This window comes from Acidovorax sp. LjRoot204, assembly GCF_056175785.1.
The window spans coordinates 1-24,944 of sequence record NZ_JBGFFF010000071.1; the positions used below are offsets into that span (position 1 = coordinate 1).

General features: G+C 65.3%; 24 protein-coding genes and 1 pseudogene. 10 read left to right on the forward strand and 15 right to left on the reverse strand.

The window, feature by feature from the left end; genetic code table 11:
• Positions 1–369: 369 nt before the first annotated feature.
• Positions 370–1,662: an AI-2E family transporter gene (locus tag AC04MI_RS13870; protein WP_056066850.1), complete on the reverse strand. Its 1,293-nt coding sequence runs from the start codon at positions 1,660–1,662 to the stop codon at positions 370–372.
• Between the two features lie 176 nt (positions 1,663–1,838).
• On the opposite strand from AC04MI_RS13870, the gene AC04MI_RS13875 reads away from it, so the two are divergent.
• The gene (locus tag AC04MI_RS13875; RefSeq protein WP_056066852.1) at positions 1,839–2,573 is read left to right on the forward strand and encodes a hypothetical protein; all 735 of its coding nucleotides are present in this window, start codon (positions 1,839–1,841) and stop codon (positions 2,571–2,573) included.
• Positions 2,570–3,151 (forward strand): FlgO family outer membrane protein, encoded by a 582-nt coding sequence (locus tag AC04MI_RS13880; RefSeq protein WP_436077792.1) that lies wholly within the window; start codon positions 2,570–2,572, stop codon positions 3,149–3,151. Before AC04MI_RS13875 ends, AC04MI_RS13880 begins: the two co-directional genes overlap by 4 nt.
• 163 nt (positions 3,152–3,314) lie before the next feature.
• Here AC04MI_RS13880 and flhC read toward each other — a convergent pair whose 3' ends face one another.
• The 5 genes from flhC to AC04MI_RS13905 all read right to left on the reverse strand — a co-directional run bounded on the left by flhC (position 3,315) and on the right by AC04MI_RS13905 (position 8,061).
• Positions 3,315–3,878, reverse strand: a complete 564-nt coding sequence (gene flhC, locus AC04MI_RS13885) for a flagellar transcriptional regulator FlhC (RefSeq protein ID WP_436077793.1) — start codon at positions 3,876–3,878, stop codon at positions 3,315–3,317.
• Between the two features lie 44 nt (positions 3,879–3,922).
• Positions 3,923–4,249, reverse strand: coding sequence for a flagellar transcriptional regulator FlhD (gene flhD, locus AC04MI_RS13890; protein ID WP_015015270.1), 327 nt, complete (start codon positions 4,247–4,249; stop codon positions 3,923–3,925).
• A 598-nt stretch (positions 4,250–4,847) separates the two neighbouring features.
• Entirely contained in the window at positions 4,848–5,753 is a 906-nt protein-coding gene (locus AC04MI_RS13895) for a sulfurtransferase (protein WP_476497997.1), read from the reverse strand.
• Between the two features lie 101 nt (positions 5,754–5,854).
• Positions 5,855–6,766: a DMT family transporter gene (locus AC04MI_RS13900; RefSeq protein ID WP_476497998.1), complete on the reverse strand. Its 912-nt coding sequence runs from the start codon at positions 6,764–6,766 to the stop codon at positions 5,855–5,857.
• A gap of 140 nt (positions 6,767–6,906) precedes the next feature.
• Complete coding sequence (locus AC04MI_RS13905; protein WP_476497999.1) at positions 6,907–8,061, reverse strand: aromatic ring-hydroxylating oxygenase subunit alpha; 1,155 nt, start codon at positions 8,059–8,061, stop codon at positions 6,907–6,909.
• 275 nt (positions 8,062–8,336) lie between these two features.
• On the opposite strand from AC04MI_RS13905, the gene xseB reads away from it, so the two are divergent.
• The 4 genes from xseB (at position 8,337) to AC04MI_RS13925 (ending at position 12,865) form a co-directional block, all read left to right on the forward strand.
• Positions 8,337–8,579, forward strand: coding sequence for an exodeoxyribonuclease VII small subunit (xseB, locus tag AC04MI_RS13910; protein ID WP_056066864.1), 243 nt, complete (start codon positions 8,337–8,339; stop codon positions 8,577–8,579).
• Positions 8,576–9,550 carry a polyprenyl synthetase family protein gene (locus AC04MI_RS13915; protein ID WP_436077794.1) on the forward strand — a complete coding sequence of 325 codons (975 nt, stop codon included), beginning with the start codon at positions 8,576–8,578 and terminating at the stop codon, positions 9,548–9,550. The genes xseB and AC04MI_RS13915 overlap by 4 nt, the downstream gene beginning before the upstream one ends.
• A 91-nt stretch (positions 9,551–9,641) precedes the next feature.
• Positions 9,642–11,537: a 1-deoxy-D-xylulose-5-phosphate synthase gene (dxs, locus tag AC04MI_RS13920; RefSeq protein WP_476498000.1), complete on the forward strand. Its 1,896-nt coding sequence runs from the start codon at positions 9,642–9,644 to the stop codon at positions 11,535–11,537.
• 245 nt (positions 11,538–11,782) lie between these two features.
• The gene (locus AC04MI_RS13925; RefSeq protein ID WP_476498001.1) at positions 11,783–12,865 is read left to right on the forward strand and encodes a TRAP transporter substrate-binding protein; all 1,083 of its coding nucleotides are present in this window, start codon (positions 11,783–11,785) and stop codon (positions 12,863–12,865) included.
• Between the two features lie 536 nt (positions 12,866–13,401).
• On the opposite strand, the gene AC04MI_RS13930 is transcribed toward AC04MI_RS13925, so the two are convergent.
• The 3 genes from AC04MI_RS13930 to AC04MI_RS13940 form a co-directional block, all read right to left on the reverse strand.
• Positions 13,402–15,189: a TRAP transporter large permease gene (locus AC04MI_RS13930; protein WP_476498002.1), complete on the reverse strand. Its 1,788-nt coding sequence runs from the start codon at positions 15,187–15,189 to the stop codon at positions 13,402–13,404.
• A 27-nt stretch (positions 15,190–15,216) separates the two neighbouring features.
• On the reverse strand, positions 15,217–15,837 hold the full coding sequence (locus AC04MI_RS13935; protein WP_056748212.1) for a TRAP transporter small permease subunit: 621 nt from the start codon (positions 15,835–15,837) through the stop codon (positions 15,217–15,219).
• A gap of 182 nt (positions 15,838–16,019) precedes the next feature.
• Positions 16,020–17,147, reverse strand: a complete 1,128-nt coding sequence (locus tag AC04MI_RS13940; RefSeq protein ID WP_476498003.1) for a substrate-binding domain-containing protein — start codon at positions 17,145–17,147, stop codon at positions 16,020–16,022.
• 63 nt (positions 17,148–17,210) lie between these two features.
• On the opposite strand from AC04MI_RS13940, the gene AC04MI_RS13945 reads away from it, so the two are divergent.
• From AC04MI_RS13945 to AC04MI_RS13960, 4 genes are read left to right on the forward strand one after another with little or no spacing between them, the layout of a single operon-like run.
• Positions 17,211–17,948 carry an ABC transporter permease gene (locus AC04MI_RS13945; RefSeq protein WP_099730913.1) on the forward strand — a complete coding sequence of 246 codons (738 nt, stop codon included), beginning with the start codon at positions 17,211–17,213 and terminating at the stop codon, positions 17,946–17,948.
• On the forward strand, positions 17,945–18,673 hold the full coding sequence (locus AC04MI_RS13950; RefSeq protein ID WP_056066886.1) for an ABC transporter ATP-binding protein: 729 nt from the start codon (positions 17,945–17,947) through the stop codon (positions 18,671–18,673). Before AC04MI_RS13945 ends, AC04MI_RS13950 begins: the two co-directional genes overlap by 4 nt.
• The gene (locus AC04MI_RS13955; RefSeq protein ID WP_476498004.1) at positions 18,670–19,506 is read left to right on the forward strand and encodes an ABC transporter substrate-binding protein; all 837 of its coding nucleotides are present in this window, start codon (positions 18,670–18,672) and stop codon (positions 19,504–19,506) included. The genes AC04MI_RS13950 and AC04MI_RS13955 overlap by 4 nt, the downstream gene beginning before the upstream one ends.
• A gap of 9 nt (positions 19,507–19,515) precedes the next feature.
• Entirely contained in the window at positions 19,516–20,349 is an 834-nt protein-coding gene (locus AC04MI_RS13960) for a molybdate ABC transporter substrate-binding protein (protein ID WP_476498005.1), read from the forward strand.
• A 100-nt stretch (positions 20,350–20,449) separates the two neighbouring features.
• Here AC04MI_RS13960 and AC04MI_RS13965 read toward each other — a convergent pair whose 3' ends face one another.
• The 6 genes and pseudogenes from AC04MI_RS13965 to AC04MI_RS13990 all read right to left on the reverse strand — a co-directional run.
• The gene (locus AC04MI_RS13965; RefSeq protein WP_476498006.1) at positions 20,450–22,147 is read right to left on the reverse strand and encodes an ABC1 kinase family protein; all 1,698 of its coding nucleotides are present in this window, start codon (positions 22,145–22,147) and stop codon (positions 20,450–20,452) included.
• Between the two features lie 15 nt (positions 22,148–22,162).
• The gene (locus AC04MI_RS13970; RefSeq protein ID WP_116747699.1) at positions 22,163–22,657 is read right to left on the reverse strand and encodes a DUF2269 family protein; all 495 of its coding nucleotides are present in this window, start codon (positions 22,655–22,657) and stop codon (positions 22,163–22,165) included.
• Positions 22,654–23,052, reverse strand: coding sequence for a DoxX-like family protein (locus tag AC04MI_RS13975; RefSeq protein ID WP_476498007.1), 399 nt, complete (start codon positions 23,050–23,052; stop codon positions 22,654–22,656). Before AC04MI_RS13975 ends, AC04MI_RS13970 begins: the two co-directional genes overlap by 4 nt.
• Positions 23,049–23,573: an SRPBCC family protein gene (locus tag AC04MI_RS13980; RefSeq protein WP_476498008.1), complete on the reverse strand. Its 525-nt coding sequence runs from the start codon at positions 23,571–23,573 to the stop codon at positions 23,049–23,051. The genes AC04MI_RS13975 and AC04MI_RS13980 overlap by 4 nt, the downstream gene beginning before the upstream one ends.
• Positions 23,574–23,577: 4 nt before the next feature.
• Positions 23,578–24,702 (reverse strand): saccharopine dehydrogenase family protein, encoded by a 1,125-nt coding sequence (locus AC04MI_RS13985; protein WP_476498009.1) that lies wholly within the window; start codon positions 24,700–24,702, stop codon positions 23,578–23,580.
• A gap of 5 nt (positions 24,703–24,707) precedes the next feature.
• Positions 24,708–24,944: pseudogene (locus AC04MI_RS13990) on the reverse strand (EAL domain-containing protein); the annotation flags it as partial.

The window sequence follows — 24,944 nt, forward strand, 5'->3', positions numbered from 1 at the left end:
GAGAGGAAACGGGCGGTCTTGTTCATGATGAAAATCCTTGAAAGTTAAAAAGCGTCTCAAAAAAGCCGGGTCAAAAACCATTTCTGAACCGGGTTCGGTGAGTCGCCTTGCGGGTTCGGCTCATCGATGGGATGAACTGTACGCCGATGGTGTTTAGGGAAAAACCACTCAGTCACGAACTAACTGTTCCAGTATTGGAAACAATCACCGAGAACGGTGGGCTGGGTTTGGTGTGCCCTGATGTTCAGCAATGTTTGGCGCTGTACCTCTGGCGCAAAGCCAGAGGCCGAGCGTGGAACAGGCGTGAAGACACTGGCCGCGCGAGACGCAAAGACGGCATGCGTGGCAGCTGCCGCGTCGCTTGTGGGCTCAGTCGCCCAGCAATTCGCCCACGGCCTTCAGGTCTTCCACCCGGTCGCACACGGCCTTCACGGCCATCATCACCGGGATGCCCAGAAGCAGGCCCCACAGACCCCACAGCCAGCCCCAGGCCAGCACGCTGATGAACACGGCCACGGGGCTCATGCTGCTGGTGCGGCTGGTGAGCCAGGGGGTCAGCAGGTTGCCGATCAGCGTGTGGATGACCAGCGAGGCACCGCCAATGGCCATGGCCATGTCGAGCGTGCCAAACTGCAAGAAAGCCACCAGGGCCGAGGCCCCTGTGACCAGCGCCGAGCCGATGTATGGCGCGAGGTTGAGCACGGCGGCCACCACCCCCCATACGGCGGCGTTTTCCAGCCCCAATGCCCAATAGGCCGCGCCGGTGGCCAGGCCGACCAGCACGCTGGTGAACACCTGCAGCAGCAGGTAACGCTGTATCTGCTGGGTGATGTCTTGCAGCACATGGATGGTGACCTTGCGCCGCTCCAGGCTGGTGCCCGCAATGCGCAGCAGCTTGTCCCGGAACAGGTTGCCCGAGGCGAGAGCGAAGTAGGTCAGGAACACCACCACCATCAGCTGCCCCAGCGCCGACATCAGGCCCATGGTGCCGCTCCAGAGGTAGTCGCGGATGTTGAAGGGCGGGCGCTCCACGATCACCCGCTGCACGCCCCGGCGGGGCGCTGCGCTGGCCGCGCTGTTTTCGTTGGCGGCCTGCTCGATCTGGGTGGCCGCCTTCTGCACAGTGTCCAGCGGACTGCTGCCACCCGCGCGTGCCTTGAGGTTGTCGCGGACCTTCTTGGCGGCGACAGGGACCGAGTCCACCAGTTGGGCCGCCCCGTCACTCAGCGACCAGGCCGTGCTGGCCAGCCCGGCAACGATGGCCACCAGCAACAAGCCCGCCCCCAGCGCCCGCGGCACATGCCACCGGGCCATCATCTCCACCGCTGGCCGGAGTGCAATGGTCAGGAGCAGGCTCAGCATGATCGGGATGAACACCGCACTGGCCCAGTGCAGCAGCGCCACGCTGGCGAACAGTGCCAGYAGGGCGAGGGAGAGGTTGCGCACGTCCACAGGCATGTGGAGCATGAGGGGCGCGTGAGGCGCTGGTGCTGAAACCGGAGGCGCAGGGACTGTGGGTGCGTCTGCGTGCGCGTCGGCGATTGGAGTGTGGCTGGCATCTGCTGCGACCTGGCTGGTCACCGCTTGGTCGGGGCTGCCATCGTCAACGGCGGCTGTCGTCGGGCTGGTGGGTGCGGAAGGAGCAGCAGAGGGCGCGGTCATGCGCGGATTGTGCGGCAGGCCGGGTACGTGCTTTGTAGGTGGCCATCCCAACGCCGGCGGCGTTGGCAAAGTGCGATGGAAAACGGGCTTTGTTCCCGCGATGGTGCTTTGCTGAGGCCATTAGGATGATGCGATGCAATTGGACGGCATCACAACATGACAACGGGCGTGTGCGCATGAATCCTCAACACTCCCTCCCTGGGCGCGTACTCGCGACGGCAGCACTGGCGGTGTTGCTGGGCGGATGCTCGTCGCTGGATGTTCCGCGTGCCGACAACTATCCGGCCACCGACCAGAAAAAAGCACGCGCTGTGCACCACTGGGATGTGTTGGCCGACGACGTGGCGGGCCGCATCGCGGGCAAGATCAGTGCCTGGCCAGCCGGCGAGTACCCCATCTACCTGGCGCCGAGCCCTGGCGACACTAGTTTCAACAACGGCTTTCGCAAGCTGCTCATCACGCGCCTGCTGGATCGCGGGGTCGTTTTGTCCACACAACCCACGGCGGTCACCCTCACGTTTGAGACCCAGGTGGTCCAGCACAATGCTCGCGTGCAAACCTGGGGGCCCATGCCCTGGACGCGTCTGGCGCTGGGCGTCGGTGTGGCGCGAGACTGGTATCTGTTCCGCCAGGGCGTCGGGTCGATGCTGGCGGGCGTTGCCACCCTTGGCGCGGTGACGGACCTCACGCAATACGCCATCGATGGATCTGCCGCAGGCGGGCCGACGCGCACAGAGGTGCTCATCACGACGTCACTCGAAAGCGGTGACCGCTATCTGGCGAGTACCGCAGACGTGTACTACGTCGAGCCCGATGATTCGCCGCTGTACAAAACGCAGTTACCACCGCCTCCGCCACCACCGCCCCCCCCCCCCACCCCCGTTAAAACCTGGCGGGTGGTGGCACCATGATGCGCCGTTTCCATCCCGGCAAGCTCAGGTCCGCGTGGTGCTTGGGCATGGTGGTGGTGTGGGCCCTGGCGCTGCAGGGCTGCTCGACCAACCCGGTCCACAGCTATTACTACGGCAACAGTGCGGGTGGCGTGTCGCGCACCGATCTGATCGAGGTGAACGACCGGGCAACGGATGCCTTGCTGCTCAACGCGCCGCTGGACGCGAGCCAGCCGCTGTTGGTGGCCACCCTGGTCAATGTGGACCGGCTCAACGAGTCGTCGCGGCTGGGGCGCATCTTTTCGGAGCAGATCGCGGGACGCATGGTGCAGCGCGGGCTGCGCGTGACGGAAGTGAAGCTGCGCGACAACCTGGTGCTGCACCGCGAACAGGGCGAGTTGCTGCTGTCGCGCGAGGTGCGGGAGGTCAGCCAGGCGCAGAACGCGCAGGCCGTGGTCGTGGGCACGTACGCGGTGTCGGCCTCGGTGGTGTACATCAGTCTCAAGCTGGTGAACCCGGTGGGCAACCATGTGATGGCGGCGCACAACTATGCGGTGCCCGTGGACGAGAACGTGCGCACCTTGCTTGCGGGGCGTTGATGGCTGGCTCGGCGTTCTGCCTCGCACCACATTCCATCGGCAGACAGCAGACAGCAAAAAGGCCCCGAATAGGGCCTTGTTTGTTTGCTATCTAATCAATAGCTAGAGCGGCAACATGCACTAGCGCATCGGGCACTTTTGGCTCAAAAAACAAGCCAAGGTGTCAATGCAGCATCAGCGCGCCGGCGGTCTTGCTCTTGCCGGCGCGGGCGGGTGGGTTGCACAGGCCACAGGTGAAATGGCGGTTTTCGTACAGCTCGGTCACGAACTGGCCGCTGCACTGGCTGCACTTGGTGCGGGTCAACATGCCGGCGTCCACGAATTTCACCAGGCGCCAGGCGCGGGTGAAGGACAGCAGGGGTTCGATCTCGGCCGTGGCGACTTGCTCGTTGTACAGGCGGTAGGCCTTGGTCAGCAGCTCCACCGAATCCAGGTCCACGCCCTTGGACAGGTACTCGTAGATGTTCAAAAACAGCGAGCTGTGGATGTTCTCTTGCCAGGTCAGGAACCAGTCGGTGGAGAAGGGCAGCTGGCCTTTGGAGGGCGACTTGCCCGCGATCTCCTTGTACAGGCGGATCAGGCGTTCATACGACAGCGTGGTCTCGGACTCCAGCACCTGCATGCGGGCGCCCATCTGGATCAGCATGGCTGCGCGTTCGATCTGCCTGGATTCGTTCAGAACGCTTTTGACAGGGGCTTTGGCGGCGGCGGTGGTGGTGGAGGACATGGCGGGCTTTCGGTGAGAACGGGACAACGCTGCGGGCTAGTGCTTCAGAGCACTTCCGACACGCGGCTGGCCATCAGGATGTTGGCGTGCAGGGTGTTGGTGGCGTCGTTGCCCACCTTCTTGGCCGAGTGGTTGGTCAGCAAGCTCCACACCAGGTTGTCGTCCACGCGGAAGCTGCAAAGTAGCGTGTTGCGGGAGGCCAGTTTCATCACTTGCGCTGCCGACAGCGAAGCGAGAATATCGGCAGACTCCTCGTTCATGCCCAGACGGAAAACCGCTTCGGCCTTGTCCTGACGGATCAGGGTTTGGGCCAGCATCAGGTAGGTGAGGTTGGCTTCGCGGATTTCAGCGAGGATTTGTTCGTTGGTCATGGCGGCTTCCTTTTTTCCAGTACCGGGTCTTGCGTGGCCTGCTGACTGCAGGTTTGGCGTGATCCGTTGAAATGGATTGTGAAACCGCCCCAATCAGAAATTAAGTCGGGGTTTGGCTGTGCCGCGTGTCTGGTTTCGCGGTGGGCTGTGTAGGAATTTGCCCTACACGCAGATCAGGCGCCGGCTGGCTTTTCAGGGGGCAGTGTCTGCTGCACTGACAGACACCCACCCCGGAATTCTGCTCATGGTTTTGATAGCGCCTGCAAAACCATCTTTTTTGCGCTTTTGCAACTGGCGGCGTTCGTTAGAACGTGTTCACGGTCTTTTCAGGGCCGCGTGGGAGTGCAATCGGGATGAGTGAATGCTTCGGATGCGCCGCATGGGCTCATGCCCATGCAAGCGGCCGGGGCGTCCAATCGCCCGATTTCACTCCAACCCTTTGGGCAAGCGCCTTGCCGGACGGTCTGCGGCGTTGCGGCGCTTGCCAATAGCACGTGCTATTGGCTGCGCACCGCGCCTTGCATCCCATCCCGGCAAGGTGCTTGCGCGGCCTTGAAAAGACCGTGAACACGTTCTTAGACGCCGCAGTGGGCGTTGTTCATCCTTTTTCGACCGGGCGCGTGGGGTCTGAACACCACTCGCTCCAGCTGCCCGCGAACAGCGCGGTGTGCCCCAGGCCGGCAATCTCCATGGCCAGCAGATTGGGGACGGCGCTCACACCGCTGCCACACTGGTGCACCACGGTCGCCGGGTCACGGCCCGCCAGCAGTGCGTCGAACTCTGCGCGCAGCGTGGCTGCGGGTTTGAAGCGGCCGTCGGCACCGATGTTTTCGGCAAAGGGTCGGTTGAGCGCGCCCGGAATGTGGCCGGCCACCGGGTCCAGCGGCTCCACCTCGCCCCGGTAGCGGGCGCCGGCGCGGGCATCGATCACGGTCTGGTCTGCGGGGCGCTGCAGGCGGGCCAGGACATCGCTGGCCGTGGCCAGCTGGCGCAAGGGCTCGTTCAGTGCAAAGTGGGACTGGAAGTGCGAGGGCTCTTCGCCGCTGTTTACTGCGCCCCCTGCGGCCTGCCAGGCCTGCAGSCCGCCGTCGAGCACGGCCACTGCRTCRTGGCCCRYCCACTTGAGCATCCACCASAGSCGRCCGCAGTAGTTGGCGCCSTKGCGGTCRTASACCACGGCCTGCATGTTGTTGGCAAAACCCACGCTGGACAGCCACATGGCAAAACGTTCGCGGCTGGGCAGCGGGTGGCGGCCGCCCGATGCGGGCTGGTCGGCCTCCTGCGCCGTCACAGTGCCGGTGGCGCCGGGCGCGCCGTGCTTGGCGCTCAGGTCGTTGTCCAGGTTGGCATACACGGCGCCGGGGATATGGGCTTGCGCATATTGCTGCGCGCCGGCGGTCGGTTGCATGAGTTCGAAGCTGCAGTCAAACACCATCAGCGGCGCACCGCTGGCGATGAGGGCTTGCAGATCGGGGGCGGAGATGAGCGTGGTGTAAGTGGTCATCGGCAGATCAGGTGCAAAGCAACCGGTAGGACGGGGAGGCCTCCATTGTGGCCATCCCGATGGGCTGTGTCCTCGCCAGCGCGCATGGGTTGTTGTATCGGTCAGTGTTCTTCGGCCGGTGCGCCGGGTGCGGCCCGGGCCCGCAAGATGGTGGCCACAATGCCGCTGCCCACGATGAGGACCATGCCGATCCAGCCGATGGGCGGAATCTTGTCGCCAAACAGGGCCACGCTGTAAATGCCAGCAAACACGATGCCTGAATATTGCAGGTTGGCMACYACCAGCGTGCCGSSCTGSGTCTTGGCSSTGGCGTAGGCGCGCGTCATGCACAGCTGSCCGMSSGCCGCCAGMASGCCGATSGGCAGCAGCCACAGCGCTTGCCAGCCCGGCCAGTCCGACATGCCGGTGAACAGCATGGCAAAGCCGCCCGCCACCGCGGAGCCCACCGCAAAGTAGAAGACGGTGCGCGACTCAGGCTCGCCCAGGCGCGACAGCGCCACCACCTGCATGTAGGCAAATGCGGCTGACAAGCCGGACATGAGGCCAATCATCCCGGCGAACGCCTGGTTCTGGTCCAGGCTGGGGCGCAGCATCAGCACCACGCCCACGAACCCGGTGAGCACCGTCAGCACCAGCGGACCTTGCAGTGCAGGCCGGGGCGTGGCGGCGGAGGGCCGCCAGGCCAGCAGCGYGCCGCCGACCAGGAAGGCCGCGATCCACACGCTGCTCATGTAGTTGAGTGTCATGGCGGTGGCCAGCGGCAGGTGCGCAATGGCGTAGAACCAGGCGCCCAGCGACGCCACCCCCACGAGGCTGCGCCAGGCGTGCATGCCGGGGTACCGCGTGGACAGCGTCACTTTTTGCGAGCGTGACAGCAGCCAGAGAATCAACATGCCGATGAGGCCCCGGTAACACACCAACTCAGCGGAGTTGAAGAAGTCCGAGGCGATCTTGACGCACACGCCCATGCTGGCAAACAGGAACGCGGCCAACACCATCCAGAGGGCTTGCATCGGGTTGTGATCTCTTGAAGCGCGCCGTGGGGCGCAAAAATGAAAATAGCTGCCAGCGCTTATTTTTTAAGCACTGGCAGCTATTGTAATGAGAGCAGACCACGGCGGGCCTGCAGATTGGCAGGGTTTTGCCGCCGTATTCAGCGGTTTGGCGTGGTCGGGTCGATGGTGTCCGAGCCCATCGCCTCACGGTACCACTCGTGGAAGTGCTGCATGCCATCTTCCATGGGGCTTTGGTAGGGGCCCACCTCGTTGTCGCCGCGTGCCATCAGGGCCTTGCGGCCCGCGTCCATGCGCTCGCCGATTTCGTCGTCCTCGATGCAGGTCTCCATGTAGGCGGCCTTCTGCGCCTCGACGAACTCGCGCTCGAACGCAGCGATTTCTTCGGGGTAGTAGAACTCCACCATGTTCAGCGTCTTGGTCGGGCTGATGGGGTGCAGCGTGGACACGGTGAGCACATGCGGATACCACTCCACCATGATGTGCGGGTACAGCGTGAGCCAGATGGCGCCATGCTTGGGCGGCTTGCCCTCGCGGTAGGCGAGCAAGGCTCCGTGCCAGCGTTCGTACACGGGGCTGCCGGCCTTGCCCAGGCGGTTGGCTACACCCACGGTCTGCACCGAATAGTTCTTGCCGAACTCCCAGCGCAGATCGTCGCAGGTGACRAARCTGCCCAGGCCCGGGTGGAASGGGCCCACGTGGTAGTCCTCCAGRTAGACCTCGATGAAGGTCTTCCAGTTGTAGTTGCACTCGTGCAGCTCCACGTGGTCGAGCACGTAGCCGTCAAAGTCCAGGTCGGCGCGTGGTCCCATCTGGGCGAGGTCGGCAGCCACGTCGTAGCCATTGTCTTCAAACAGCAGGCCGTTCCACTCGCGCAGCTTGTAGTTGTTCAGGTTCAGGCACGGGTCGTGCGCGAAATGCGGTGCGCCCAGCAGCTCGCCCTTGGGGTTGTACGTCCAGCGGTGCAGTGGGCACACGATGTTGCCGCCCGCGCTGCCCTTTTGCTGGGTGTTCAGCGAGCCTTTGCCCTTGAGCATGACCGCCTGCCGGTGGCGGCAGACGTTGGAGACCAGCTCGATACCGCCCTGGGCGTTGCGCACCAGCGCGCGGCCCTCGCCCTCCTGGGGCAGTGCGTAGTAGTCGCCCGCGTTGGGCACAGCCAATTGATGCCCCACATAGCGGGGCCCGCGCTGGAAGATGGTCTCCAGCTCGCGCTGGAACAGCGCATCATCAAAGTAGCTCGAAACTGGTAGTTGGCTTGCGGCCTGCTGCAGTTGAAGACTTAAATCAGACATGGGTGACCTGACCTAAAGACTCCCCACAGAGAGAGTGCGGGAGGTGCGCCCGTGAAGGCGCATCTGGAAAAAGAAAACCGGCTAGGGTGGGTAGCCGGCTCGACGGGAATGGGATTATAGGCGGTGGGGTTATTCCCGCACCCCCGCTACGTGAATAGAAAACACCGGTTCCGGAAAAATAGAGACCTCCCACGGATCGGCCACTGTCTGACACGGGCGCCACAGCGCTGCGCCTAAAATCACCGGTTTTTCACCCGCGCACTGCCGCCCCCTCCATGCCCAAGGCCCCCGCAACCCCTGCTCCTCCCGCCGAACCTGCCAGCTACGAGGCGGCCCTGGAGGAGCTGGAGCAACTCGTGGCCCGCATTGAATCGGGCCAGTTGCCGCTGGACCAGATGCTGGCTGGCTACCAGCGCGGCGCCGCCTTGCTGGCTTTTTGCCGCCACCGGCTCGATGCCGTGCAGGACCAGATCAAGGTGCTGGACGACGGCCAGCTGCAACCATGGAACCAGGAATGAGCGCATTGCCGATGACTTCCTCGACGGTGTTGAACCCACCCCTGGATACGAATCTCTGGAGCCAGAATCACCTCGGCCGTGTGGAGCAGGCGCTGTCCTTGTGGGTGGGCGACGGCGCTCCGGCAGGGCTGGGCGACGCCATGCGTTATGCCGTCCTGGACGGCGGAAAGCGCCTGCGGCCCTTGCTGGTGTTGGCTGCCTACGAGGCGGCGCGCAGCGGCACCTCGGACTCCGTGGCACCCGAGGGCGCGGCGGTTCAGGCAGCTCTGAACGAAGCTGCCCTGCGGGCCGCGTGCGCGGTGGAGCTGATCCACGCGTATTCGCTGGTCCACGACGACATGCCCTGCATGGACAACGACGTGCTGCGCCGTGGAAAACCCACGGTGCATGTGCAGTTTGGCGAAGCCCAGGCCCTGCTGGCGGGTGACGCGCTGCAGGCCTTTGCGTTTGAACTGCTGACCCCCGACAACACCCTGATCCCCGCTGCCACGCAGGCGGCTCTGTGCCGGCTGCTGGCGCGGGCTGCGGGCTCGGCCGGCATGGCGGGCGGTCAGGCGATTGACCTGGCCAGCGTGGGCGTGGCGCTGACCGAAGCGCAACTGCGCCAGATGCACCGTCTCAAGACAGGCGCCTTGCTCCAGGGCAGCGTGCTCATGGGGGCCCTGTGTGGCCACGCGGCGCCCACCGCCTACCAGGCCCTGTCAGACTATGGCGCTGCCATGGGGCTGGCGTTCCAGGTGGTGGACGACATCCTGGATGTGGTGGCGGACTCGGCCACCCTGGGGAAAACGGCGGGCAAGGACGCGGCCGCAGACAAACCCACCTACGTATCGTTGCTCGGTCTGGAGCGTGCGCAGGCCTACTCGCAGGAGCTGCTGGCCGAGGCCCGTGCGGCCCTGGGTCGCAGTGGCTTGCCCGACACCCGTGCCCTGGCAGCCCTGGCGGACATGGTCGTGAGCCGCTCCCACTGAGCCCGGCCCTGGTCCCTGGCGACTCTCTCAATGTCCAAATGCCTGCTGGTGCTTGAATCTCTTGCGCTCGTAGCTATCAAAAGAATAGTCAATGTCCACGACACCCTTCCCCTTGCTGCAGACCATCAATGACCCGGCAGACCTGCGCCGGCTCTCGCGCGCGGACCTCAAGGTGCTGGCGACCGAGTTGCGCGAGTTCGTGCTGCAGAGCGTGTCGCAGACCGGTGGCCACCTCAGCTCCAACCTGGGCACGGTGGAGCTGACCGTGGCTTTGCACCATGTCTTCAACACCCCGGAAGACCGCCTGGTGTGGGATGTGGGCCACCAGACCTACCCGCACAAGATTCTGACCGGCCGCCGCGACCGCATGCACACGCTGCGCCAGCTGGGCGGTATCTCCGGCTTTCCGCAACGGGCCGAGAGCATCTACGACACCTTTGGCACAGCGCATTCGAGCACCAGCATCTCGGCAGCCTTGGGCATGGCGCTGGCTGCCAAGCGCAAGGGCGACAACCGCCATGCCGTGGCCATCATTGGAGATGGCGCGATGAGTGCCGGTATGGCGTTCGAGGCGCTCAACAACGCGGGTGTGGCCGACTGCAACCTGCTGGTGGTGCTGAACGACAACGACATGAGCATCAGCCCGCCCGTGGGCGCGCTCAACCGCTATCTCGCGCAACTGATGAGYGGGCAGTTCTACGCCGCCGCCAAGAACGTSGGCAAGACCGTKYTGCGCSCCGYGCCGCCSCTGYTCGARTTKGCCAAGCGCTTCGAGCAACAGGCCAAGGGCATGGTGGTGCCCGCCACGCTGTTCGAGAAATTCGGCTTCAACTACATCGGCCCCATCGACGGGCACGACCTCGATTCGCTGATCCCTACGCTGGAGAACATCAAGAGCCTCAAGGGCCCACAGTTCCTGCACGTGGTCACCAAGAAGGGCCAGGGCTACAAGCTGGCCGAGGCCGACCCCGTGGCCTACCATGGCCCCGGAAAGTTCGATCCCTCCGTGGGCCTGACCAAGCCCGCCACGCCGCCCAAGCAGACCTTCACCCAGGTGTTCGGCCAGTGGCTGTGTGACATGGCGGCGCAGGACCCCCGCCTGGTGGGCATCACGCCCGCCATGCGCGAGGGCTCGGGCATGGTCGAGTTCGAAAAGCGCTTTCCGGACCGCTACTACGACGTGGGCATTGCCGAACAGCACGCTGTCACGTTCGCTGCGGGCATGGCCTGCGAGGGCGTGAAGCCCGTGGTGGCCATCTACTCCACGTTTTTGCAGCGTGGCTACGACCAGTTGATCCACGACGTGGCCTTGCAGAACCTGCCCGTGGTGTTTGCACTGGACCGTGCGGGCCTGGTGGGCGCCGACGGTGCCACGCACGCAGGCGCTTATGACATCCCGTTCGTGCGCTGCATTCCGAACATGAGCATGGCCTGCCCCGCCGACGAGCGCGAATGCCGCCAGTTGCTCAGCAGTGCGTTTGAACAGGACCACCCCGTGGCCGTGCGTTACCCGCGTGGTAGCGGCGCGGGTGTGGCGCCGCTGGCCGCGCTCGATGGCCTGCCGTTCGGCAAGGGCGAGATCCGCCGCGAGCGCAAGGGTGATGCGGGCGGCAAGGCGCCCCGCATTGCCATCCTGGCGTTTGGCACCTTGCTGTATCCCGCGCTCGAAGTGGGCGAGGCGATCGATGCCACCGTGGTCAACATGCGCTGGGCCAAGCCCATCGATGAGGCCTTGCTGCGCGAGGTGGCCGAGCGGCACGATGCCCTCGTGACGGTCGAAGAGGGCGCCATCATGGGTGGGGCGGGCAGCGCAGTGACCGAGGCACTCAACGCCATGGGCCTTGTGCGCCCCGTGTTGCAGCTCGGGCTGGCCGATGTCTTCATTGAGCATGGTGACCCGGCCAAGTTGCTGGCGTTGCAGGGGCTGGATGCAGCCGGCATTCGCGCATCGATTGCAGCGCGGTTTTTGCCCGGCAGCGCGGGCTAAAAGGCGGAGGGCTGCGGTCAGCGCAGTGCGTTGGCTTTTGGTTGCTGGGAGGGTCTTTGCACCGCTGTCGCGCAGATGCTTGCAGAACCCTGAAGGTGTGTGTTGGCGCCGGAATTTCGCGGGAAAACCCGCAAAAGTCCTGGGGGGCATGTTCCTACAATGGTCCCGGCTGAAACATGTCCTTGGTCGGCCGTGCACAACGCGTGCGCACCAAGTTTTGCAATCAATATATCGGAGAGAACCTCATGGATCGTCGTTCAATCATCAAGCATGCTGGCATTGCCGGTGTGCTGGCTGCAGGCGCTGCGCCCGCCGTCCACGCCCAGGCTGCCATTCGCTGGCGTCTGGCCTCCAGCTTCCCCAAGTCGCTGGACACCATTTATGGCGGCGCTGATGTGTTCTCCAAGGCCGTCAAGGCCATGTCGGGCGGCAAGTTYGAAATCTCSGTSCAYGCYGGYGGCGAGCTGATGCCCCCCTTYGGYGTGGTGGAYGGCGTGCAACAAGGCACCGTGGAAATGGCACACACCGTGCCYTACTACTTCTACGGCAAGAACCCCGCSTTCGCGCTGGGYTCGGCMRTKCCKTTYGGCYTSAAYKCSCGCCAGATGAMCGCSTGGATGWTGCAYGGCAACGGCCGCAAGCTCATGAACGAGTTCTACGGCGGCTTCAACATGATCAGCTTCGCAGGTGGCAACACCGGCACGCAGATGGGTGGCTGGTTCCGCAAGGAAATCAAGTCGCCTGCCGACTTCAAGGGCATGAAGATGCGCCTGGGTGGCGGCCTGATCGGTGAAGTGATGCAGAAGCTGGGTGCTGTGCCTCAGAGCATCCCTGGTGGCGAAATTTACCAAGCCCTCGAAAAGGGCACACTGGATGCCGCCGAATGGGTGGGTCCGTATGATGACCAGAAGCTGGGCTTCAACAAAGTTGCTCCGTTCTACTACTACCCCGGCTGGTGGGAAGGTGGTCCTGAAGTGGACTTCTTCGTCAACCAGAAGGCGTTCGACGGCCTGTCGGCTGAGAACAAGGCCATCATCGAAGCCGCAACCAACGTGGCCCACGTGGACATGCTGGCCAAGTACGACGCGCTGAACCCCACGGCCCTGAAGCAGCTCGTGGCAGCCAAGACCAAGGTGCTGCCTTTCTCGCAAGCTGTGATGGACGCTTCGTTCAAGGCTTCGATGGAAGTGTTCGCCGAGAACGACGCCAAGAGCCCCGAGTGGAAGAAGATTTACGCCGACATGCGTGCCTTCCAGCGCGACCAGATCCTCTGGTTCCGCTTTGCAGAAGCCCGCTACGACACCTTCATGTCCGCACAGAAGATCTGATAGCCCGGCTGCGGTGCAAGCCGCAGGGCATGTCGATCAGAAAACCCGCCTGGTTCGCCTGGCGGGTTTTTTTGCGTCTGGTGGGTGGTATGGGGTGGGGTGCTCGGTCCCGCCGTACTGCGGGGCAGATGATGCCGCCGGGATGCCCGGCGATGTTCGGTCGGCTGGCGCTCAAGGTGTCGCCCTTGTTGATGTGATCGGCAGGTCTGCGTGATCCCTCGGCGCAAACGTTTCTGATGGGATACCAGGGGTGGTTGAGGCCATCGCTTCCCGTGGTGTGCGAAGTCCGTTTAGCGCCACAGGCAGACGCTTGCCAGCGGGTTAAGTGGTGCGAAGAAGCCAACGTCTCAACGCGTGGCGGTCGTTTTGCTGTAGGTCCTTAGGTTTTGGGGACGGCGACGTCGAGCCGTTCGTTGACGGTCCTGTCTTTGAGCACGCCCTGCAAGCCATAGGTCCATGAAAAAAGCCCCGGCAGATGACATCTGCCGGGGCTCTGGTTGCTTCAGGGGCTGGTCAACAGCCCTGTGCGGTTCGGATCACTTCTTCTCGTTGGCCAGCGAATCCTGCAGGGCCTTGAGTGGGTCGTCTGCAGCGGGGGCCGCAGTATCGCCAGGGGCAGCTCCAGCGCCTTCCATGCCAGCCGTGGGGTCGGTTGCCTCGGGGGCTCCGGCCGCGTCGGGCATGGTGGCTTCCATTTCCATACGGACCTTGTCCAGGTCATACACCTCGGCCTTGTCCAGGCCGCTGGAGACGATGCCTGGGAAGGCGATGATCAGGCCCACCATCATCAACTGGATGATCAGGAATGGGATGGCACCCCAGTAGATCTGCGGCGTGGTCACCGGCGCAATCATCTTCTTGGTGACCTTGTCGAGGTACTCCTTCGCCGGGGCCACGCTGCGCAGGTAGAACAGCGCGAAGCCGAACGGTGGGTGCATGAACGAGGTCTGCATGTTCACGGCCAGCAGCACGCCGAACCAGATCAGGTCGATGCCCAGCTTGTTGGCCACCGGGGCCAGCAGGGGCACCACGATGAAGGACAGCTCGAAGAAGTCCAGGAAGAACGCCAGGAAGAACACCATGATGTTCACGACGATCAGGAAGCCCAGCTGGCCACCGGGCAGGCCGGTCAGCAGGTGTTCCACCCACAGCGGGCCGTCCACGCCCTGGAAGGTCAGGCCGAACATGGTCGCGCCCACCAGGATGAACACCACAAAACACGACAGCTTGGTGGTGGTAGTTACGGCCTGCTTGAGCAGCGAAAGGCTCAGGCGACCACGGATGATGGCCATGATGCCTGCGCCCAGCGCGCCCATGGCGCCGCCTTCGGTGGGGGTTGCAACACCCAGGAAGATGGTGCCCAGCACCAGGAAGATCAGCAGCAGCGGGGGAATCAGCACGAACGTCACGCGTTCCGCAGCCTTGGACAGCAGGCCCAGGCGGGTGATCTTGTTGACGCTGGCGACCACGAAGGCCAGGGCCACGCCAAAGCACATGGCCACCACGATGGTTTCGTCCAGCGCCACGCGTTCCACTGCCTCGCCTGACCACCAGGTGTGCAGGGCGGCCATGTTCTTGGCCACATACATCGAGGCGGCCACGCAGATGCCCGTCAGCACCAGCAGGGAGGTCACACCGCTCTTGCCGTTGTCGTCGCGCAGCGTACGGGCTTCGGGCGGGATCGCAGGCACCCATTGGGGCTTGAAGATTGCCAGCAGGATGACGTACAGCGCATAGAAGCCRGTGAGCATCAAGCCGGGCAGGAAGGCGCCCTTGTACATGTCGCCCACGCTGCGGCCCATCTGGTCGGCAATGATGATCAGCACCAGCGAMGGCGGAATGATCTGTGCCAGGGTTCCGGACGCGGCAATCACGCCCGCAGCCAGTCGGCGGTCATAGCCGTAGCGCAGCATGATSGGCAGCGAGATCAGGCCCATCGAGATSACCGASGCMGCCACCACGCCSGTGGTGGCYGCCAGCAGCGCACCCACRAAGATCACGGCCAGTGCCAGGCCRCCSCGSATGGGGCCRAASAGCTGRCCRATSGWGTCSAGCAGGTCTTCSGCCATSCCGCTTCGCTCCARKATSAGCCCCATGAGCGTGAAGAACGGAATGGCCAGCAGSGTGTCGTTCTGCATGATGCCGAAGATGCGCAGCGGCACGGCCTGCAGCAGCGCTTCGGGAAGTACGTTCAATTCAATGCCGATAAAGGCGAAGAAAAGTCCACAGGCGCCCAGACTGAATGCGACCGGGAAGCCCACCAGCAAGAAGCAGATGAGCCCCGCGAACATGATGGGGGCGAGGTTATGGGTCAAAAATTCCATGGTGTGTGCTCCGCTTGGTAGGGCCGCTCAGTGAGCCTCGGCCTTGTTCTTGCCGTTGCCCTTGGCGGCTTCGGCCAGGTTGCGGATGGATTCAGCCAGTTCTTCCTCGGCCGTCTTTTCGACCTTCTTGACCGTCGGATCTTCGATCAGGCCTTGCAGGAAGCCCAGGCGCTTGATGAGTTCAGAAATTCCTTGCAGCCACAGCAGCGTGAAGCCCAGGGGCATCATCAGGTACACGGGCCAGCGGATCAGGCCACCTGCGTTGTTCGACATTTCGCCCGATGCCAGTGCGCGCGTGAAGAACGGAACCCCATACCAGAGCACGGCCAGGCACATGGGGGTGAGAAAGACGATGTAGCCGAATACGTCGATCCAGATCTGCGTGCGCTTGGAAAAGCGGCTCGAGATCACATCGACCTTCACATGCTCGCCTTGCAGCAGCGTGTAGCCAGCTGCCAGCAGGAACGACGCAGCGAACAGGTACCACTGCACTTCCAGGAAGGCATTGGAGCTGATGTTGAACGCCTTGCGCACCACGGCGTTCACGCCGCTGATGACCGTGGAGGCCAGGATCAGCCAGACCACGTACTTGCCGACCTGGGTGTTAATCCAGTCGATCCCTCTTGATAACTTCAATAGAGCCTGCATGGTGTCTCCAATAAAAAGGCTGTGTGTGCGAGATGCCCGGGCCCCGCGCGGGTAGGCGCTGAGGCAGGGCACACTTTGACGACGGCGCGATTCTACGGAGCACTGTAGGCGGAGTCTGACAGCAGCGTGACGGTGTTATCCCGCAGCAGCTGCTCATTCTTCAGCTATCAAAACTGCAGCAATTAGGGTTTCTTCCTAGGCGTGGAAGCACGCTTTTTCCGCGCAAATTGCCACCACGGCAGCACGGTGCTCATGGCCTGCACCTCGCCGCAGTGCCAGGCGGTGTAACCCGGCAGCGTGGTCATGTGTGCCAGCCATTCAGGTGTTTGCAAGAGGGTGCGCAGTGCCAGCGTGGCGGGCTGGTCCAGGCTGGCTTTCAGGCATGCCAGGTGGTAGCGCTCGTGCACCAGGGGGACAAACTCCAGCCCGCGCGCGCGGGCCGCCAGCTCAATGCCCATGCCCACATCGGCAGCCCCTGCAGCCACGGCCTGGGCGATGGCGGTGTGGGAGGGCTCGTTGAGCGCGTAGCCCACGATGCTCTCTGGGTCCATGCTGGCCTGGGCCAGCAGGTCGTCCAGCAGCACCCGCGTGCCCGAGCCCAGCGGCCGGTTGATGAAGCGGGCGCCGGTGCGGGCCACATCGGCCAGGCTGTGCAGACCCAGCGGATTGCCGGGGGCCACGATGAGCCCTTGGGTGCGCTGTGCGAAGCCAATGATCTTGTGCAGCCCGGGCTGTAGCAGTGGCTGGTAGGTGCGCGCGGTGAGCGACTGCGCGGCCGCGTCGGCCACGGTGTGAAAACCCGCCAGGGTGCACCGCCCCTCGTTCAGCGCACGGATGGCGTCCACGCTGCCAGTGAACCGGATGTCGAGGTGCAGCGCCCCCACATCGGTCTGCGTGGCAGCATGGGCGCGCAGCGCAGCCAGTGCGTCGTCGTGGCTGGCATAGAGGGTGAGCACATGGGCGTTGGGGTCGAAGGCCACGGCAAACGCGCGCTCCAGGTCGGCGTGTAGCGCGGCAATCTGGGGCGCCAGGCGGGCCTGGGCCTGGCGTTCGGCCCATAGCAGCTTGCTGCCAAACTCGCTGAGTTGCGCTGACTGGCCCTTGCCCCAGATGATCAATTCGCCGCCCAGCTGGTCTTCCCAGCGTTTGAGGGCGCCCCAGACATGGCGGTAGGACAGGTCCAGCGCGCGCGMMGCGCCCGAGATGGAGCCACGCTCGGCCACGGCCTGCAACAGCTCGGGCAATGGATTGCGGATGAGCGCAGTGCCCGCGTCGCGGCTGAGTGTGTAGTGAAGTTGGACCCTATGCACGGGAGTTCATATCGCTGGATATTGGATGGGTGCCTACGATAGCCCAAACCGATCCCCTGGCCCATGTCCACCCTCACCGAAAGCGCGAGCACAGCGCTTGAACTCACCCTCTCGTCCGACCCTGTCCTCTGGACCATCGTGGGCCGCTCCTTGTCTGTCAGCGCCACCGCCTGTCTGATGGCCTGCGGGGTGGGCCTGGTGCTGGGCGCCTGGCTAGGCGTGGCCCGCTTCACTGGCCGTGGCGCCGTACTGGCGGTGCTCAACACCTTGCTGGCCGTGCCTTCGGTGGTGGTGGGGCTGGTGGTGTACCTGGTGCTCTCGCGCAGCGGGCCGCTGGGGTCGCTGGGCTGGCTGTTCAGCTTCAAGGCCATGGTGCTGGCGCAGGCTATCTTGGTGCTGCCGGTGGTCACCGCGCTCACGCGCCAGACGGTGGAAGACGCCGAGCGCGCGCATGGCGAGCAGCTGCGCTCCATGGGCGCCGGCCCGCTGCTGCGCAGCCTGCTGCTGGCGTGGGACGAGCGGTATGCGCTGCTCACCGTGCTGCTGGCATCGTTTGGCCGCGCGATCTCCGAGGTCGGCGCCGTGATGATCGTGGGTGGCAACATCGACGGCTTCACGCGCGTGATGACCACCGCCATCGCGCTGGAGACCAGCAAGGGCGACCTGCCGCTGGCACTGGCGCTGGGCATGATCCTGCTGGCCGTGGTGCTGGCGCTCAATGTGCTGATTGCGTTGCTGAGGCGCTGGCGCGAGCGGGTGGATGGCTCGGCCTCCAGCACGCCGGTGGGAGTGGCTGCATGAGCGGGCCTTTGCCAACCCCCTGGGTGGACCTGCGGCAGGTGACTGTGCGCTACGGCCGCGTGCAGGCGCTGGACCAGGTCACGCTGCGCATCGCACCCGGCGAGCGCGTGGCGCTGGTGGGCGCCAACGGCAGTGGCAAGAGCACCTTGCTGCGCGTGCTGCATGGCCTGGCCGACACGCATGGGGGCGGCCTGCAATGCGATGCGTCGCTGCGCCAGGCCATGCTGTTCCAGCGCCCGCACATGCTGCGCACCAGTGCCCAGAACAACGTGGCCCTGGCCCTGTGGCTGCGCGGCACCCGCTGGCGCGATGCGCGCCCGCTGGCCCTGACGGCCTTGCAGCGGGTGGGCCTGCAGGGCATTGCAGCGCAGAACGCGCGCACCCTGTCGGGCGGCCAGCAGCAGCGTGTGGCGCTGGCCCGTGCATGGGCCCTGCGGCCCGATGTGCTGCTGCTCGATGAGCCCACCGCCAGCCTCGACCCCCATGCCAAGCGCGAGGTCGAGGCCCTGATGGCCGACTTTGCGGCCAGCCATGGCGCTGCTGGTCCTGCGCACCCCGTGACCATGGTGTTCAGCAGCCACAACCTGGGCCAGGTCAAGCGCCTGGCCAGCCGCGTGATCTACATGGAGCACGGCCGTCTGGTGGCGGACTTGCCGGTGCATGACTTTTTCAATGGCCCATTGCCGGAGGCCGCCCGATTGTTTGTCAAAGGAGAGCTGGTATGACGGATTTCAAGACTTTTCGCGCGGGAGCGCTAGTGTCCAAAGCGCTGGCAGCTATTGTTTTGGTAGCGTCGGGTTCAGCGTTTGCGCAGAGCATCACCATGGCATCCACCACCTCCACCGAGCAGTCGGGCCTGTTTGGCTACCTGCTGCCAGAGTTCAAGAAGGCCAGCGGCCTGGACATCAAAGTGGTGGCGCTGGGCACGGGGCAGGCGCTCGATATGGCACGCCGGGGCGACGCGGACGTGCTATTCGTGCACGACCAGGTGGCCGAAGAAAAGTTTGTGGCCGATGGTTGGGGCGTGAAGCGCTACCCCGTGATGTACAACGACTTCATCCTCATCGGCCCCAAGAACGACCCGGTGGGCACCAAAGGCAAGGACATCGTGCAAGCGCTGCAGAAGCTCTCTGCCGCCAATGGCAACTTCATCTCGCGCGGCGACAAGAGCGGCACCCACGCGGCCGAGCTGCGCTACTGGAAGCTGGCCGGTGCCGAGGCTGCAAATACCTCAAAAAGCAGCGGCTACAAGGAATGTGGCTGCGGCATGGGGCCAGCGCTCAACATCGCGGCGTCAAGYGGCGCCTATGTGCTGGCCGACCGTGGCACCTGGCTCAACTTCAAGAACCGCGCGGACCTGGCCGTTCTGGTCGAGGGCGACACCAAGCTCTTCAACCAGTACGGCGTGATGGTCGTGAACCCCGCCAAGCACCCGCATGTGAAGTCGCAGGACGCGCAGAAGTTTGTGGACTGGGTGGTGTCTCCCGCCGGCCAGCAGGCGATTGCGGGCTACAAGATTGGTGGCGAGCAGCTGTTCTTCCCGAACGCGGCGCAGTGAGCACTCCCCATGGCGAACCGTTCACCCGCGGCTGTGGTCGCTGCAGCCGCCGGGCTGGCCTGGGCCCTGGCCGGTTGTGCGGCCGCGCCCGCCCAGGCGCCCATGGCTGACGCTGCCCCCGTGCAGGTGTATGCCGCTGGCAGCCTGCGCGAGGCGTTCACCGAGATCGCGCGCGACCACGAGGCCCGCACGGGCCAGAAGGTGGCGCTGACCTTTGGCGCCTCGGGCCTGCTGCGCGAGCGCATCGAAAAGGGCGAGCCCGCACAGGTCTTTGCCTCGGCCGACACCGACCACCCGCAGCACCTGGCGGCCCGGGGCGGCTGGCAGGCGCCCGTGGTGTTCACGCGCAACGCGCTGTGTGCGCTGACCAGCGAACAGATCAGCGCCACCCCCGACACCTTGCTGGCCACCTTGCTGCGCAGTGACGTGCGCATGGGCACCTCCACACCCAAGGCCGACCCTTCGGGCGACTACGCGTGGGCGCTGTTCCGCCAGGCCGACAAGGTTCAGCCGGGTGCGTATGCCCAGCTGGACGCCAAGGCCCTGAAGCTCACCGGCGGTGCGGATTCGCCCAAGCCGCCTGCGGGCCGGGGCACCTATGCCTGGGTGATGGACCAGCGCCAGGCCGACGTGTTTCTGACCTACTGCACCAACGCAGTGGCCGCCCAGGCCGAGGTGCCTCGCCTGCGCGTGGTACAGCTGCCAGTCGCACTGCAGGTGGGCGCGGCCTACGGCCTGACTGTGCGTTCAGATGCGCCCGCTGCGGCCCAGGCATTTGCCAGTGCGCTGCGCCAACCGCCTGCTCAGGCGGTATTGCAACGCTTGGGGTTTGGGCTGCCCTGAACGCGGGCGGCCGTCTGGCTGCGAGTGTGTGCACACGCCGCGTCTGTCTGCCTGGTGGGGTAGCGCGGCGTGTGCTTTTTAAACCAGTGGTATGCAGCGTTCAGTCATCATCGCGGTGGTGGCTGCTGCGCCAGATGGCCCGCACCAGCCACAGGCCACACACCACCGCACCAAAGAAGCCGAGGAACCCAAACGCTGGCAGGCCGAACAGCGTGGGCCCGCCTTTCACGGTCATCACGATGGACGAGCCAATGATGAGCGCGGCAATCACCAGCGCCATTGCCAAACGGTTGGCTGACCGGTCGATCTGGTCGCCCACACGCTTGAGGTGGGCCAGCTCGATGCCCACCTGCAGGTGCCCACGCCGCGCGTTGCGCAGCAGTCGCCCGATGTCGTCCGGTAGCTGCTCCACCGTGGCCAGCGCGCGCCGCAGGGTGCTCCAGGCCCGCCCGGCCAGCACCTTGGGCTCGTAGCGTGCTCGCACCACCTGCTTGAGCAGCGGCAAGGCTTCGGTCGCCATGTGGAAGTCCGGGTCGAGGTTGCGGCCCATGCCTTCGAGCGAGATGAAGGCCTTGATCAGCAGCGCCAGATCGGACGGCAGGCCCAGGTGGTGTTCACGCAGGATGGCCGTCACGTCGGCCAGCATCTGTCCCAGGCTCAGCTGCGCCAGGGGCACGCCGTGGTACTGGTCCACAAAGGCCTCGATCTCGGTTTCGAGCTGGCCCAGGTTCAGTCCCTGCGCGTCGCCCGTCCAGTCCAGCAGCACATCGGCCACGGCCTGGGGCTGGTGCTCCACCAAGCCCAGCAGCAGCTGCAGCAGCTCGTCGCGCCGGCGCTGCGACAGGCGGCCTACCATGCCAAAGTCGATGAAGGCAATGCGGTTGCCCGGCAGGTAGAACACGTTGCCCGGGTGCGGGTCGGCGTGGAAAACGCCGTCCTTCACGATCATCTGCAGCACGGCCTGCGCGCCCCGCTGTGCCAGCACGGTGCGGTCAAATCCTGCCTCGGGCGTCAGCGTCGCCAGGGCTCCGCCGGGTGTGCCGTCGATGAAATCCTGCACGTTGATGCGCTCGCGGGTGTAGGCCCAGTGCACGCGCGGGATCACGATGTGGGGTAGTGCGGCCATGTTGGTGGCAATGCGTTCGGCCTGGCGGCATTCGCCGGCCAGGTCCAGCTCGCGGCGCAATGAGCGCGCGAACTCGCGCACCAGTTGCTGGGGCCGGTAGGGCTTGAGCGCGGGCAGCTCTGCCTCGGCCAGCGCGGCCAGGCGCTGCAGCAGGCGCAGGTCGGCCTGGATGGTGTCCGCAATGCCGGGGCGGCGGATTTTGACGATGACTTCGCTGCCGTCCTGCAGGCGCGCGCGGTGCACTTGCGCAATCGATGCGGCGGCCAGCGGTGTCGTGTCAAACCAGGCAAAGACGGCTTCGGGATCGGCGCCCAGGTCTTCGCGCAGTTGCGGGCGCAGGGCATCGATGGGCACGGCGGGCACCTGGCTGTGCAGCTTCTCGAATTCTGCAATCCACTCCGGGCCAAACAGGTCAGCCCGGCCCGCAAGGATCTGACCAAACTTGACGAACGCGGGGCCCAGCTCTTCGAGTGCCAGCCGCACCTGCACGGGGGGCTCCACGCGGGCCAGGTCGGCGGCGTGGGTCCAGTTCAGCGCCTGGCCCGCGCGCTCCAGCCGGTCGGCCAGGCCCAGGCGGCGCACGGTGTCGCCAAACCCGTGGCGCACCATCACGCCCAGGATTTCCTTCAGGCGCCCCAGGTCGCGGGCGGTGTCCGGCGTCTCGATCAGCATGGGGCGATGATAGGTTCAGAAGTTCAGGGCGGGTTTGTTCACCATCAGGTAGAACACCACGGCCATGGCCACAAAGGCCGGGTAGCCCAGCGCCTCCCACCAGCGGGCGTAGCGCCAGTACAAGGGCGGCAGCACGCCATCACCGTGCGCGGACTGCGTCGCCTCTGCCGCCTTTATCGCCATGTCGCGCATGCGCAACTGCAGCCACACCACGGGCAGCCAGCAGGCACCGGCCACCAGGTACAGCGCAATCGACACCGCGAGCCACGGCGTGCTCCAGGGCAGGCCTGCCATCGCAGCCATGGCGAGCCCCGTGGCGGGCTGGAGGAACACCGTGGGCGTGGTGAACCACCAGTCCGCCCGCACCACCAGGCGCGTGACCACCGCCTGCGCCTGCACATTGCCGCTGCGGTTGGTAAAGAACATGTAGAACGCCGAGCCCAGCCCGGTGCCCACCAGCAGCACGCTGGAGATGATGTGCAGCCATTTGAGGGTGAGGTACAGGCTCATGGCTTTTGCAACGAAGTGGCCTCGTCTTGCAGCAGCACCCACAGGATGGCGGCAATCGGCAGGTTTTTGGTCAGCGGCCCGAAGGGGTGCAGCCACCATGCAGGGTGTATGGCCGTGGCCAGCAGTGTCATGGCCAGCATCACCATCAGGGCCGCTCCATACGCCTTGCGGCCGGGGCGGAGCGCCAGCCACAGCCCCAGCACCGCATCGGCAGCCGCCCCGGCCAGGATGATGGCGGTGGGCAGCCACGATGTGTTGCCCTCGGTCCACGCGGTGGGCAGGCCCGCCAGCAGCTCGCGGCTTTGGCCGTGCAGCTCCCACACGCTGACCACGGCGGTGGCCAGCCAGACGATCACGAGGCTGGCGCGCAGCAGGCGGGCTGACGCGTGGTTCATGGACGGGCCTTCTGCGCGGCAGAGGGCGCTGGGCCCTGCGCCTGCTGCCAGTCTGCAATGTCGGCAGCGCGGATCGCCAGGAACTGCGCCAGGCGCTGGAACCGTTGGCGCGTCTTGCGGACAAAGACCCAGTCCACCACAGGCTCCATGACCGCCCGAAAGGCTGCGGGGCCCACTTGAAAGGTATAGGTGTAGATCAGCAGGGACTGGTGGGGGCCTTGCTCTTGGTGGCGCATGGAGGCTGCCCACTGGGAGAAAGGGAACGAACGCCCAACCATGGCCGCAGCCGCGAGCACGGGGCGGTCATAGCTGACGAACTGTGTGCGCATGGACAGCGCCCGCAACGCGCCGGCGCCCAGGTTCTCGGTGGTGGCGCCCACACTGGGGCAGGGCGCACCGCTTTCCACGCTGGTACGGCGCACCAGCGAATCCCACTGGCACCGCCACTCGTGGTAGTGGAAGGCATCAAAAACAATGTCGGCACGCGCTGGCATGGGGAAGGTCAATTTTCGGTGGGCCATGGCCTCATTCCTCCACCACATCGGTCACCATGCCCCATTTCGCAAACTCAGGGGCAAAGGCCTCCAGGAGCAGCAGGCTGGTGCTGGTGTGCGCCCCGCTGGGCAGCGGTTGCCCGGCTGCGAGCTGGCGGGCCAGCAAGATGGCGGCCATGCAGGGAATCTCGGGGCCATGGTCGTTATCGGCCGCAATGTGCCATGCGCGGCGCCGGGGCTGGCCTTGCGCATCCGTGCCCGCCACACGCACCACCATGCCGCCCAGCGGCGTGCCCAGAAAGTCCAGCGCGCTGCCCGCGTGGTGCATCAGCCAGGCCAGCTTTTCGGGGTGGGGCAGCACGCCCCAACGGCGCAACGTTGCCAGGGTGGCGAAGGCTCTTTGCGCCAGGCCGACCTCCAGGGCCGCGCGAAAGGTGACACGGTCGCGGGCCTGGTAATAGGCGGGAAAGATCTCCAGGTCAGGGATGTCGCAGACCGCCCCGAGGCGAGGGCGCAGCCGCTGGAACTGGACGGGGCTGGGCCGAGCCCAGCCGCTGTGCGGCTGCCACCGGCCACCGTCCCACACGTCGATGGGAAGGCCGCAGTAGCTCAGCACGGCCGCCAGCGTGGCCTGGCCCCGGGGCGCCCGTTGCGCAGGGGCAATGCAGATGTCGATGCTGTGGATGTGTTGCCACCCCGCGCACAGGTGGTCGATGACGGCCGAGGACAGCGCGGGCACCGTGCTGGCGCCAGCGATGGCCGTGCGCCCGGMGGCAGTGAATGCAGCCTGCATCGCGGCCGGAAAGTCGCACACAAACCGGCGACCGTCGGCCAGGTCGATGTAGTGCGCCCCCGCCTCGGCTGCCGCCTGGGCCACGTTGTAGGCCTGTGCCTGAAAAGGGCCTGCCGTGTGGATCACCAGACCCACGCCCCACTCGCGCAATGTGGCGGCCAGGCCTGGCGCCTGGTGGTCCAGCGCCACGCCCTGTGCACCGTGGCCCAGCGTGGCGGCCAGGGCGCTCGCTTGCGAGGCATCCCGGCCCGCCACCAGCAGGGCAATGTGGTGGCGTGTGGCCTCATCGCCCACCAGGGCGCGACAGATGCGCGCCCCAAAATTGCCGTAGCCGCCCAGGACCAGGGTTTTCAGTGCAGCCATGGGGGTCATGCCCCCGGGGCCCAGGGCGTGCTGGGTTGCGTGGGCACAAAAGAGGTATCGCTGTCCCGGCCACTGCCCGGCGCGTGCAGCAGTGCTTGCAATGCGGCACGCTGCGACTGCAGTTGCGTTCGGTGCCAATTGGGTACGTCAGGCGCTGCAATGGGGCGGCTGAACAGGTAGCCCTGGATGTGGTGCAGCCCGGCGGCGGCGAGGGCCCGCAGCTCTTCGGGCGTCTCCACGCC